This window comes from Bacillus sp. B-jedd (assembly GCF_000821085.1).
GTDB lineage: Bacteria > Bacillota > Bacilli > Bacillales > Cytobacillaceae > Bacillus_D.
This window is the reverse complement of sequence record NZ_CCXR01000001.1, coordinates 2,270,798-2,283,123: the sequence shown is the minus strand read 5'-3', so window position 1 is coordinate 2,283,123 and position 12,326 is coordinate 2,270,798. Positions and strand designations below refer to the sequence as shown.

Here is a 12,326-nt window from a genome sequence, read left to right as displayed (position 1 = left end):
CCTTAAAAATTCCATTACCCACAAAAACTTTATTTTAGCCGCTAAAAATCCCATTATTTAAACTACTGCTTTTTAAAAATTCAAAAAATTAGTTATCGAAACGTAAAATTCCCGTCATTGTTGTTACTCAATTAACATCCCTCTGTTCTTGGTATTTTATTTTTACATGCTAAGATTTACAGTGTTAGCTTCAAAAAACTAAGGGAGGAATCGACTTGAAAAAAACATTTGGAACATTGATCATGGCGGCTGCACTCTCTACTACAGTCGGCGCCAACGCGCAAGCCGAGGAAATCGAAGTTAATTATGGGGACACACTATCCAAACTGGCAAATGTACATAACACTACAATTGAAAATATTATGGCATTGAACGGTTTAACTTCAGACACCATTTTTGCGGGTTCCACACTTACCATTAATCCTGAAAAGCTTTATGAGGTAAAGAGTGGGGATACCTTGTGGGAAATCGCCCGTGAAAACGATATTTCCGTCGAGGATCTTAAAGGTTGGAACAAACTTACGGATGATTTAATTATTCCAGGTGCTTTGTTATCAGTTAGCGGACCAAAGGTTGCTTCTACTGAGTCAGTACCTGTCAAAACAATTAAATCTGGCAAGACCGTGAGGATTCCTAAAGAGAACCCGGTGAAGAAAGTGAAAGCAGTATCAAACGCGCCGTCTTCCCCGGCAGCCGGCCAGGTTAACAAACCTGCTGCCGCACAAGTAAAAGGGAAAGTGCTGACAGTGAGCGCCACTGCCTATACGGCTTCATGCAAAGGCTGTTCAGGAGTGACAGCAACTGGTATAAACTTAAAAAATAATCCGGGTATGAAGGTCATTTCAGTAGACCCTTCCATTATTCCGCTTGGAACTAAAGTTTATGTAGAAGGCTACGGACATGCAATTGCTGGAGATACAGGGGGCGCCATCAAAGGGAATAAAATTGATATTTTCATCCCTTCGAAGGAAGAAGCCTTAAAATGGGGAAGAAGGACAGTGAAAGTAACTATCCTTCAATAGAAAAAAAACCGCCAGCTGGCGGTTTTTTTCTTAGAATCTAGGATGCTTGTTTCATAAGGACGGCAGCGCTCTTTCTTTGGTAAAAGAACCAGTTCAAAACGAATGAGATCACATAGAAACCAATAAAGAAGTAGAATGCCGTAATAGGTGTCCCTGTGGTGTTTACTGACCATCCAAATAATTTCGGAATGAAAAATGATCCGTATGCAGCGAATGCCGCAGTGAAACCAAGAACCGGAGCAGCTTCTTTCGGGATAAAAATCCCGGGTATCATTTGGAAGGTTGAACCTGAACCTATTCCAGATGCGACGAACAAAACCAGGAAAGAAGCAAGGAAGCCTGAAAACTGCTTTTCACCAAGGAAGAAAATAACTCCCATAGCTCCAATTGCCTGAACGATAAGAACGTAAGCGGTCACTCTGGCCCCACCAAGCTTATCGGCAATCCAACCGCCTACAGGTCTTGCGGAAGCCGCAAGCAAAGCTCCAAGGAAAGCCAAAGACACATGCTGCGGGAATTGGGATTTCAGCAATAATGGGAATGCGGCCGAATATCCAATGAATGAACCGAAAGTTGCAATATATAAAACTGTCATGATCCATGTGTGTTTTCTTTTAACAATTACAAACTGCTCTGATACGGACTGTTTGGCAGTTGGAAGATTATCCATTCCAAAATAGGCGGCGATTGTCATAATTACAATTGGGATTACCCAAATAAAAGCTGCGTTTTGTAGATAAACCTGTGATCCGTCCGGCAATGACTGAGAACCACCCACAAGAGCAAAGGTTCCTGAAGTGATGACCAGCGGGGTAATGAATTGGACAACAGAAACGCCCATATTTCCAAGCCCACCATTGATTCCAAGGGCAGTTCCTTTTTCTTTCTTAGGGAAGAAGAAGGAAATGTTCGCCGTTGAAGAGGAAAAGTTTCCTCCTCCCAATCCGCATAGCGCGGCAAGAAGCAGCATGATAGAAAACGGTGTATCAGGATTTTGAACAGCGATTCCAATTCCAACGGCCGGGATTGCAAGCACTGCTGTAGAAATAACAGTCCAGTTTTTGCCCCCTATTTTTCCTACGGCAAACGTGTAAACAAATCTTAAGGTCGCCCCTACAAGTCCAGGGATTGCAGCGAGTGTAAATAGCTGTTCATCAGTAAAACTGAAGCCAATGTCATTGAGCCGGACTGCAACGACCGACCAGATTTGCCAAACGATAAAGGCCAGCATGAGTGAAGGAACAGAAATCCATAAATTTCTCTTACTGTGTTTTTTTCCTTCCTTTTTCCAAAACTGTTCATCCTCAGGATTCCAATAATTAATTCGCGCCATCTTTTTTACCCCTTCCGAAAATCGATTTATCACTAAGTTGGTGCTGTTAATGTAATGATAAGGTGATGTTATCATCTTAAATGTGATTTTCGTCACTCTATTTTTGAAGGATTTGTGAAAAGGGGACTCTGTTCAAAAAGTTGTAAAAAACATACTAAATTTCGATTACTAAAAACATTAGTTTTTCTTAGGCTGAGAATGGGTAAACTAGTTGCAAACAGATAGAAAGGAAGATTGCCATGTTATGGACCATTATTGGACTACTTGTATTATTTTGGGTTTTGGGATTGGTCTTTAAAGTTGCAGGCGGGCTAGTTCATATCCTTTTAGTAGCAGCAGTTGTCCTGTTTATTTTCAATTTTTTCAAAAACAGGGCTGCCAGGTAAATAAAAGCATAAAAAAAGTGCTGCTCATATGGCAGCACTTTTTTTATGGATATTCAATTTGTTTCACGAAAAATCCCTATATAATTTTTAGTTTCTCCCATGGCATCTTTAACAGCTTTTATCGTTAGATGCTCCTGATAAATCTCCCCATTTTTTCGTTTGTTCCAAATCAAACCCTCCCATTTCCCATCGGTTTTAAGGCTAAACCACATTCTCCGATAAAAATCATTATCATGTTCACCTGACTGAAGGACGCTCGGTGTCTTGCCTTTCACCTCTGCCATCGAATATCCTGTTATCCGTGTAAAAGCCGGATTTACTTTTAATATGATTCCGTCCGCATCCGTTACGGTAATACCGTCATCATGGTGATGAATGATTTGTTCCGAAATGCTTTTTTTCTCGTTGTAATAAGTCCATACCGAAAGGATCAGGCATGCAAGCGCAGTCTGGGATAAGGCCATAAACCCGATTGAATAGTGGCCAGTCAAATGATAAGCCGCCCCAGCGAGGAGAGGAGGAAAAAAACCGCCCAAAGTGCCCAATGCCGTTACAAGACCATTTACTATGCCGGCCTGTTTAAAAAAGTATAGTGGAACAAGTTTGAAAACTGTTCCACTCCCAAGACCCGAACTTACGGCAACTAATAGGCAGCCAAATGAAAATATAGGCAAGGAAGGGGTAAAGGATAAAAGTACTCCTGCAAAACTGAGGCCGGCAAAAGCGATAACTAGGACAGAGTAAGGATTGATTTTGTCCGAAAACCAACCGCCGGAAATCCTGAATAAAAGCGAAAGAACAATAAATATAGCTGTACGCACGCCTGCATCCATTGGAGGCAGCTCAAAATAATTAACTAGGAAAATGGGCAGATAGGCTGAGAAAGCAATGAATGAACCAAAAGTTAAAAAATAGAAAGTGCAAAGAAGCCAAAGTTTTTTATTTTTATAAACCTTTTGGACCTGGGTCAAGATGGTTTCATTAACCTTTCTTTCCTTTTTATCCCCGAATAAAAGATTGATTACGGCAAATATGGCTGCAAGAATAAGAAAGCCCTCCACAGTGTCTCTCCAGCCGTAACCCGAAGCAAGTACTGGGGCAAGAAAGGCTGTAATCGCGGTTCCCGCTTTTCCAATCCCATATAGGCCGTTGACAGCTCCATGTCTGTTTTCGGAAAAGTATTTTGGCAGGGAAGTTGTACCAACTGGAAATATGCTTCCCCCTATTCCTAGCAACATGCTTGCCACTAACAGCAGGCTCGCAGATTCAGCCTTAGTGATCATCAGTATTGGGATAATTAGCAAGATAAAACTAATGGCAAATACTTTTCTTGCACCATATCGTTCTGTAAAATAGCCAGCTGGAATCCGGAAAATTGAACCAAAAAATATTGGAAACGCAATAATCCAAGCGGTATAGGCGGAAGAAATAGATAAATCATTTTTTATGAATGGCATAAGTGCTGAGATTAGAGCCCAAATCATAAAGCCTGCGAGCAAGCTGCTTGTTTGAATGAGAACCTGTTTTTTCCCTTGAATCATTTACATTCCCCTCTTTAACATGCTTAGACAAACCCGGGTGTTTATATTATTTAAATTATATAGTGGAAAAATTCCCAATAGACTTTAACTTGGACATAAATAAAGTAATTCTGCCATTACGAATTTATTAGCGACACCTAAATAATACTATATTTACACTTAAATAGTTGCTTTATTAACTTAATATAGGCTATTGTGTACCAATTAACTTCCAGAATGGAGAAAAACAAAAAAAGTTCATAATTTAATACATTTTTTGCTTGGCAGCCATTGCAAGTGGACTTATGATTAGAAAGTCAAAAGGGGTGGTAAACCATTCCTTATAGCAGAGGCTTTGATATCATTTTATCTCTATATAAAAGAAGGCGAATTTTATATGCACTTTAGAAAAATCGCGTTGGATCCTCCTAAAGTACTCGTATTCGGTTTTATCATGATCATTTTTATTGGAGCCTCATTGTTATCCTTGCCTGTATCAACGGTGGATGGTGACGGGCTGCCTTTTATTAAAGCCCTTTTTACCGCAACTTCTGCCACTTGTGTGACTGGGCTTGTGGTTGTAGATACGGGTACAACTTTTACGATTTTTGGCCAACTTGTTATCCTGACTTTAATACAAGTTGGCGGTTTGGGTTTTATGACCTTTGCCACCCTGTTTGCTTTTTTGCTTAGGAAAAGGATTTCGCTTAAAGAAAGGATTCTTCTGCAGGAATCCTTAAATAATATTTCCATTGAGGGGATAGTCAGGCTGGCGAAAAGAATCCTTTTTTTTACCGCGTTTTTTGAGTCGATTGGAGCGCTTATCCTGTCAATCAGGTTTTCCTTTGATATGCCACTTGGCAAAGCGATCTATTACGGTATCTTCCACTCAGTTTCAAACTTTAATAATGCCGGTTTTGATTTGATGGGGGAATTTAGAAGCTTGACTGGCTATGTTGATGATCCTACGGTAGTCCTGACAATCAGCTCGTTAATCGTGATTGGCGGGATCGGTTTTATTGTTATGAATGATATTTTTGAATACCGTTCTACCAGGAGGGTGTCACTCCATACAAAAGTAGTCCTGTCGACAACTATCTGGCTGCTGCTTGCTGGCACACTTATTATCTTCTTGCTCGAGTTCTCAAACAGCAAGACACTTGGGCCATTATCCACGGAAGGCAAAATGCTAGGTGCATTGTTCCAGTCCGTTACAGCCCGGACAGCCGGAGCAAATACAATCAGTATTGGCGATATGACGCAATCTGCTTTATTTCTTACCATTCTTTTAATGTTTATCGGAGCCTCACCAGGCTCGACAGGAGGGGGAATCAAAACGACAACCTTTGCCACCCTTATTGGTGCAGTTTGGTCTCAAATAAGAGGGAGGGAGGATGTTGTTTTATTTAGGAGGAGAGTGGGTTATGAAATAATTTATAAAGCTCTTACAGTTACTTTCAGCGCCCTTGTCCTCATAATGGTGATGGCAATGCTCCTGACGATAACGGAAGAAGGTTATGATTTTTTAATGATTTTATTTGAAACAACCTCTGCTTTTGCCACAGTCGGCTTGTCGATGGGTCTGACACCGCATTTATCGCCGGCAGGAGAAATTATCATTACAATTATGATGCTGGCGGGCAGGGTAGGCCCTTTAACGGTTGCATTTGCCATAACTTTAAGGCGGAAGCAGAACCCATATAAATATCCAAAAGGAAAAATAATGATTGGCTGATTAAACTGTGAGGAGTGCATAAAGAATGGTGAAACAATACGCGGTAATAGGGCTAGGCAGGTTTGGCGTCAGCCTTGCTGGCCACTTGTATCAGGCAGGCCAGGAGGTCCTTGGCGTTGATGTGAACGAGGAACGGGTGGAGGACGCCCAATCAGCAGTGACTCATGCAGTCATCGCTGATTCGACTGATCCTGAAGCTCTTAAATCAATTGGAATCAGAAATTTTGATACCGTTATTGTAGCGATTGGCAACGATATTCAGGCAAGTATTTTGACAGTTCTCCTCTTAAAAGAGGAAGGAGTAAAAAAAGTGATTGCCAAGGCGCTGAATAAGCCTCATGGACAGGTATTGAAAAAAGTAGGGGCCGACTGGGTGATATTCCCTGAACGTGATATGGGAGAAAGAGTGGCGCATATGCTGCTTTCCCCCAATGTTCTCAACTTTATTGAGCTATCCAAGGAATATAGTGTAGAAGAAATCAAGGTGCCGGAGTCGATGACGAATCAATCATTAAGGGATTTGGACTTACGGGCCAAGTATAATTTAAGTGTTATTGCAATCAGGCATGCAAAGACCATTAATATCTCTCCATCACCGGATGAAATTATTGACCAAGGGGATGTCCTCGTTGTAATTGGCGGTAACAAAGATTTAGAAAAGTTTGCGAACCTCCAATAAGATGGGAGCGGGGCCGAATTCGGCTTCCGCTTTTTTGTTACCCCTTTTAAGTTTTAATAAGGTAAAATATAGGAAAGGTCATAATTTTCAAAAAAGTGGAGGACGAACATGATTGATTTAAGAAGCGACACAGTCACGAAACCAACAGAGGAAATGCGTGCTGCCGCATACGAGGCGGAAGTAGGTGATGATGTTTATGGAGAAGATCCGACAGTAAGAAAGCTGGAAGAAACCGCTGCCCATCTTTTAGGCAAGGAAGAAGCCTTGTTTGTTACAAGTGGAACGCAGGGGAACCAAATAGCCATTCTTGTTCATTGCAAGCCAGGCCAGGAAATAATCCTGGAGGAGGAATCCCATATATTTTATTACGAGTCAGGCTCCGCTTCTGCATTGGCTGGGATTCAGACAAGAACAATCCGGGGCAGCCGTGGGGCGATGGATCCGAATAGGGTGAGTGAGGCCATCCGGGGGGAAGATATTCATTATCCTGAAACTGGTTTGATATGCCTGGAAAATACACATAATCGGGCTGGTGGGGCATGCATACCGCTATCAAATATGGAAAAAATTCATCAATTGGCTAAAGAACATTCAATCCCGGTCCATCTGGATGGTGCAAGGCTTTTTAATGCCGCTCTTTCGCTTAGTGTACCCGTTAGCGAGCTTGCCAAAAACAGTGACAGTGTCCAGATTTGCCTATCAAAGGGTCTAGGTGCGCCTGTCGGGTCTTTGTTGGCAGGGAACAGGGATTTCATCCAAAAGGCAAGGAAATGGAGAAAACGCCTCGGAGGAGGAATGCGCCAGGCTGGTGTAATTGCCGCTCCCGGCCTTATAGCTCTGACAAAAATGCCAGGCCGCCTTCATGAGGACCATCAGCATGCCAGGATGCTTGCAGAGGGCATTGCGAATATAAGGAATGTAGCTGTAGTAAACGAAGTCGAAACTAATATTGTCGTTGTGGATGTCAGCAGGACAGGCATGGAGGAGAAGTTATTCGTTGAGGAAATGAAAGCCGCAGGCATTCTTGTTGGTGGTTTTGGCAGCGGATTGATCAGACTGGTTACAAACTATGGAGTTCATGAGAGCGATATCCAAAAAACGGTCTCTTGCATAAAATCCATTGCCGAACGCAGTAAATTGCTATAAAAAGAGAGAAAACAGGGGGAAATAAACAATTGATAATCAGCACCCGTACAAGTGACGAAAGGAAAGTTCAGCTAGTTGCCTATACAATCATTTTATATATCAGCAGTCTTTTTGTGCCATTTGTTATAGTCGCTTCAATACATAGCATGTTTTACGAAAACCACCAGAAATACTGGTTTTTTGAGACGCCGCCAAGCGCCTATCTGGCTTTTATGGCAGGTATGGTGCTTGCGGCTGTTGTCATTACGATCTATCTTGTGTCTGCCTTTAAGGGGGCGGAAAGTAAAAAGAGAGTGTCCATTTTATCTCTTTTGATTTTCTGTGTGCCAATTTTCATCGGTGCGGTTGATAATTATTACTATGCCACAGATAGTGGTATCTTCTATAACAAACTGTTAGGATTCGGTGAGAGCGAATACAAGTGGAGTGAAATGGAGGAGGTAAAACTTGTATACCGCCATTCCAATGGATCCATCAAGCTAGATGGCTATACTTTCGTTTCAAAGTCAGGAGAAGAAATCGCTCTATCCTATTCCTCCAAGCTGGCCGGAATCCAATGGAGAATCAATGAAAAAATCGAGCAGTACAAAATGAATGTCACTGATAACTATGATGACCCAATTATGGATTGAACAAGAAAAGAGGAAGTCCGCAGACGGACATTCCTCCTTTTTATTTTATGGGATAATAGGGCTGGGAAGAAAATAGCGCTGTCAGGTGTGCTTTTATCCTTTGACGTTGTTTGCTCTTTTATAATGTATTTTGTCTGACCTTGGAAAGGAATCACCGCTTTTTATCACTATTTGTCATACTTTGCGCTTGCCCAGGAAATAAAGTTATTTCCACAAATTCATTAAATGATCATTTTGAAAAAAACAGATAAGCTATATCAGTTGCTCATAAACACTGTTGAGTTCCATCGCTCGTTTTTCATCCTGTTCATCAAGAGCATATTTTATTTCCTCAGGCAAAATTTCATTAAGGAAGCGTATTTCCTTTTGTGATAATTTCTTTATGAAATCCAATTCACTTCCTCTAAAACTTTGGAGGTGGCCATAAACCTGTTTTCCCTCCCCATGGCTTTCTGTATAATTTGATACTATCTCCCTTAAATAAGCTAATGTCTGATCCATAGAATCGATCTCCTTTTTAGTATTGGCCCTGTTATTCTTGATTGTTGATTTCCACTCCAGGGACATGCTTTCCGCGGGGCGGACCGTGGAGCCTCCTCGGCGTCCTAGACGCCTGTGGGGTCTCCACGTGCCGCTTCATCCCGCTGGAGTCAGTCCCCTCCGTTCCAATCAACTTCTTTGAAAATCAACACTCACTTATAACTCAGCCTTAGTATCAATGCCCATTTTCCCATCACGACTATTTAAGTAAGGCAAGTATTGGTTCCACCGCCTCGAGAAGGCTGGGGGCTACATGGTCGGCTTTTGATTTTCCAGTTCCTATGAAAACCGTTTTGCATCCGGCTGCAATGCCTGCCTCGATATCCCTTTCGTGGTCACCCACCATTACTGAGCCTTTAAGCTCGATTTGATGATTCTTTGCCAGTCCATAAAGCAAACCGGGACTGGGCTTTCTGCATTCACAGCCCGCGTTCGGTTTATGTGGACAGTAGGCAATGCCGGTAATAGCACCTCCTTCTTCAGCTAATAATTCACGAAGCCGATCATGGACTCTGTCCAACTTTTCCTCTGACATAAACCCTAGACCGATCCCACCTTGGTTTGTGACGATAAAAATCGGATATCCTGCTTTTGAAAGCCGAGCGACTGCTTCTGAGGCGCCATCCAACAAAAAAAGCTGTTGAGGATGATTGACGAACTTCACTCTTTTAGTCAGCACCTCATTCAGCACTCCATCACGGTCGAGGAAAATCGCTTTTTTCAAAGTACAACAGCTCCCAGTATATGTTTTCTTCTTAGTGTTCCTTTTACATATGGACACTAAACCGGGCATTGTTGATAATTCCTAAAAAGTAAAACTCAGGAATAAATGTATTCATATTAGGGAAACAGAGTGATAGCAGCTCTATAAAAAATAGAGGAGGTGAGGCAATGCCATCACCAGTCGTACGGTCATTGCCTAACTGGTTTACGATAGGCAACTTGCTTTGCGGGATATTTTCCATCATCTTAAATATGAATGACGTTATTGGATTTGCAGCATTATTGATTTTCGCAGCCGCGCTTATGGACTTATTTGACGGAAGAATAGCAAGGAGGCTAAACGTCAATAGTGAAGTCGGAGTGGAACTTGATTCACTTGCCGATATTGTCAGCTTTGGGGTTGCGCCCGCGTTGCTTGTTTATTCGCTTGCGCCTCCTTCGATGCTTACATCCTTCGCTTTTACCTTTTATGCTGCCATGGGGGCACTGAGGCTGGCTCGTTTCAGTGCAAGTCCCACCATTGGCTACTTCATGGGCATACCAATCCCCCTTGCCGGTATGATAATAGCCGGTATGGCGCTGTTTGACTATAGCAATGCCTATATTACCATCCTGCTTGCAATCTTGATGGTGAGTCCCATCAGAGTGAAAAAATTCTAACCTCTCTTCAGGCTCCATGATTATTTCATTCGTGAAAAGGCCTGTACTACTTTCCCTATATGCTGAATAACATGGAGTATAAACTCCTATGTGAAAAAAACAGGGACGGTGGATATGGGCAAATTCATAAAGAAAGCCGCAATTGTAACAGCAGGAGGCCTCATCCAGGGGTTGGGGATGGGCCTCTTTTTATTTCCCCATAGCATCCCCTCGGGGGGCGCGGGCGGAATCGCAGTCCTTCTAAATTACTTTTTTTACCTGGATATGGGCTTTGCTTTGTGGGCAGTGAACTTCTCTATGCTTGTACTAGCAATAAAGTACCTTGGAAATAAGTGCACGCTCTGGACGATGTTCGCCATTACTGTCACTTCGCTTTCCATTTATTTTAGCCAAAAATTAATTGCCATCCCTTTTCAGAATGTATGGATTGACTTGTTGACAGGTTCATTATTCCTAGGCGCGGGAGTCGGCCTCCTCCTCAGGCAGGGAGTATCCAACGGAGGTGTAGGGGTTTTAGCCCTTATCATCTCTTCGATGAGAGGCATCCTTCCTGGAAGACCGCTTTTTTGGATCAATGGAGTCATATTCCTTCTGACCGCTTCCATTATTAAATGGGAAATTATCATTCAAGCATTAGCAAGCCAATGGATTTCTACAAAAATTGTTGATGTCGTATTTAAAATACGTTTTTATTATGGCTATCCTTTTGCATATAGAAAGAAGTAAGTTAAACATAGTTATACCGGAATGAAAATTTGCTCTTATCTTTCTTATCTCCTTTACCGTTGACGTGGATCAAAGTGGCAGCAAGAATTCCTACCACCAATGTTAAAGCTGCGATGGACAAAAACATTCCTGTCGTTGACCATACCATGAGCCTGGTAAAAATAGGCGGTCCAATAGCAACGCCGATAAAACGGACAGAACCATATAAGGAAGTAACGAACCCCCGCCTTTCCTTACCGACAGACCCGGTTATCAGGCTGTTAAGGCATGGCAGGACAAGCCCGGTACCAATGCTGCTAAATATCAAGACAAAAAGGAACGGTATCAGCCTTTCAAAGAAAATCAGCAAGGAATAAGAAATGGTCATCAGCCCCATGCCAATCACGATCAAGCGCTTCATGACTACAAGGTTTTTGCCGATTTTACTCCCGGTTATATAAGAAGATATCCCCATCACTAGTAGCGGGATGGCCAAAATCAACCCTTTTACAATCCCATCTATTTTATACTGCTTTTCAAGTACATCGGACAGATAAAACAGAATGCCAAATAAGGTAAATAGGCAAGTGGCTCCAGCAAGATAGGCTGTCAGGAGCCAGCGCCCTTCAAATTTGAAAACACTTGCCAGCCCCCTTAAATATTTGCCAAAAGGAGGGGGCGCCTGCCGGTGGCTTTTTTCCCTGATAAAGAATATTGTCAGTATGATGGAAATCGAACAAATCGCCGGAAAGGCAAAAAAAACAGCAAACCATGTAATAATGCCAAAAACGGCCCCTAGAATCGGGGACAACACCTTACCGAGTCCATTGGATGCTTCGACGATCCCCAGTACCCTGCTTTGCTCGCCGCCTTTAAATAAATCGCCGGTTAACGCCATAGCGATTGGAGCTGTACCCGCGGCGCCGATTCCCTGTAATGTACGCCCGGCCAAGATCCACCAATAGGGGTTATCAAGGGAGGATGATGTGAAACCTGCAAGCAAGCCTCCAGCGCCATAAAGAATAAGGGCAGGCAGAATGATGATCTTTCTTGAAAAACGGTCTGATAAGTAACCCAAAATTGGAATGAAAATTGCTGCTGCGATAGAAAAAACTGTGATTGTCAAACTTGCCTGGAGCTGTGTTAAGCCCAGTTCCGCTTTCATCTGGGGAAGGATGGGAATGAGCATTGAGTTTCCCAGTGTCATAATGAGTGGGATGGAACCAATAGCTGCTACAGTCATTC

The 12,326-nt window shown here is 42.5% G+C and carries 13 protein-coding genes; 8 read left to right on the top strand and 5 right to left on the bottom strand.

Going from position 1 to position 12,326, the window contains the following annotated elements:
- Positions 1-215 precede the first annotated feature (215 nt).
- On the top strand, positions 216-1,022 hold the full coding sequence (locus BN1002_RS11190) for a LysM peptidoglycan-binding and 3D domain-containing protein (protein ID WP_048825105.1): 807 nt from the start codon (positions 216-218) through the stop codon (positions 1,020-1,022).
- Between the two features lie 37 nt (positions 1,023-1,059).
- Here BN1002_RS11190 and BN1002_RS11185 read toward each other — a convergent pair whose 3' ends face one another.
- Complete coding sequence (locus tag BN1002_RS11185) at positions 1,060-2,355, bottom strand: NarK family nitrate/nitrite MFS transporter (RefSeq protein WP_048825104.1); 1,296 nt, start codon at positions 2,353-2,355, stop codon at positions 1,060-1,062.
- Positions 2,356-2,594: 239 nt separating this feature from the next.
- Here BN1002_RS11185 and BN1002_RS23735 point away from each other — a divergent pair, with 239 nt between their 5' ends.
- On the top strand, positions 2,595-2,741 hold the full coding sequence (locus BN1002_RS23735) for a lmo0937 family membrane protein (RefSeq protein WP_148362765.1): 147 nt from the start codon (positions 2,595-2,597) through the stop codon (positions 2,739-2,741).
- 53 nt (positions 2,742-2,794) lie between these two features.
- On the opposite strand, the gene BN1002_RS11180 is transcribed toward BN1002_RS23735, so the two are convergent.
- Positions 2,795-4,282, bottom strand: coding sequence for an MFS transporter (locus BN1002_RS11180; RefSeq protein ID WP_048825103.1), 1,488 nt, complete (start codon positions 4,280-4,282; stop codon positions 2,795-2,797).
- Positions 4,283-4,658: 376 nt separating this feature from the next.
- On the opposite strand from BN1002_RS11180, the gene BN1002_RS11175 reads away from it, so the two are divergent.
- From BN1002_RS11175 to BN1002_RS11160, 4 genes are all read left to right on the top strand, one after another.
- Entirely contained in the window at positions 4,659-5,996 is a 1,338-nt protein-coding gene (locus BN1002_RS11175; protein ID WP_048827899.1) for a TrkH family potassium uptake protein, read from the top strand.
- 25 nt (positions 5,997-6,021) lie between these two features.
- Positions 6,022-6,675 carry a potassium channel family protein gene (locus BN1002_RS11170; protein WP_048825102.1) on the top strand — a complete coding sequence of 218 codons (654 nt, stop codon included), beginning with the start codon at positions 6,022-6,024 and terminating at the stop codon, positions 6,673-6,675.
- Positions 6,676-6,783: 108 nt separating this feature from the next.
- Positions 6,784-7,821 (top strand): low-specificity L-threonine aldolase, encoded by a 1,038-nt coding sequence (gene ltaE / locus BN1002_RS11165; RefSeq protein WP_048825101.1) that lies wholly within the window; start codon positions 6,784-6,786, stop codon positions 7,819-7,821.
- A gap of 29 nt (positions 7,822-7,850) precedes the next feature.
- Positions 7,851-8,453, top strand: a complete 603-nt coding sequence (locus BN1002_RS11160) for a hypothetical protein (protein ID WP_048825100.1) — start codon at positions 7,851-7,853, stop codon at positions 8,451-8,453.
- A 252-nt stretch (positions 8,454-8,705) separates the two neighbouring features.
- On the opposite strand, the gene BN1002_RS11155 is transcribed toward BN1002_RS11160, so the two are convergent.
- Both BN1002_RS11155 and BN1002_RS11150 read right to left on the bottom strand, forming a co-directional pair.
- Positions 8,706-8,954 (bottom strand): sigma-G-dependent sporulation-specific acid-soluble spore protein CsgA, encoded by a 249-nt coding sequence (locus BN1002_RS11155; protein ID WP_048827898.1) that lies wholly within the window; start codon positions 8,952-8,954, stop codon positions 8,706-8,708.
- Positions 8,955-9,192: 238 nt separating this feature from the next.
- Positions 9,193-9,717: a D-glycero-alpha-D-manno-heptose-1,7-bisphosphate 7-phosphatase gene (locus BN1002_RS11150; protein WP_048825099.1), complete on the bottom strand. Its 525-nt coding sequence runs from the start codon at positions 9,715-9,717 to the stop codon at positions 9,193-9,195.
- A 167-nt stretch (positions 9,718-9,884) separates the two neighbouring features.
- Here BN1002_RS11150 and pssA point away from each other — a divergent pair, with 167 nt between their 5' ends.
- Complete coding sequence (pssA, locus tag BN1002_RS11145; protein WP_048825098.1) at positions 9,885-10,376, top strand: CDP-diacylglycerol--serine O-phosphatidyltransferase; 492 nt, start codon at positions 9,885-9,887, stop codon at positions 10,374-10,376.
- Positions 10,377-10,490: 114 nt separating this feature from the next.
- Entirely contained in the window at positions 10,491-11,102 is a 612-nt protein-coding gene (locus BN1002_RS11140; protein ID WP_048827897.1) for a YitT family protein, read from the top strand.
- Position 11,103: 1 nt separating this feature from the next.
- Here BN1002_RS11140 and BN1002_RS11135 read toward each other — a convergent pair whose 3' ends face one another.
- Positions 11,104-12,324, bottom strand: a complete 1,221-nt coding sequence (locus tag BN1002_RS11135) for an MFS transporter (protein ID WP_148362869.1) — start codon at positions 12,322-12,324, stop codon at positions 11,104-11,106.
- Positions 12,325-12,326 lie beyond the last annotated feature (2 nt).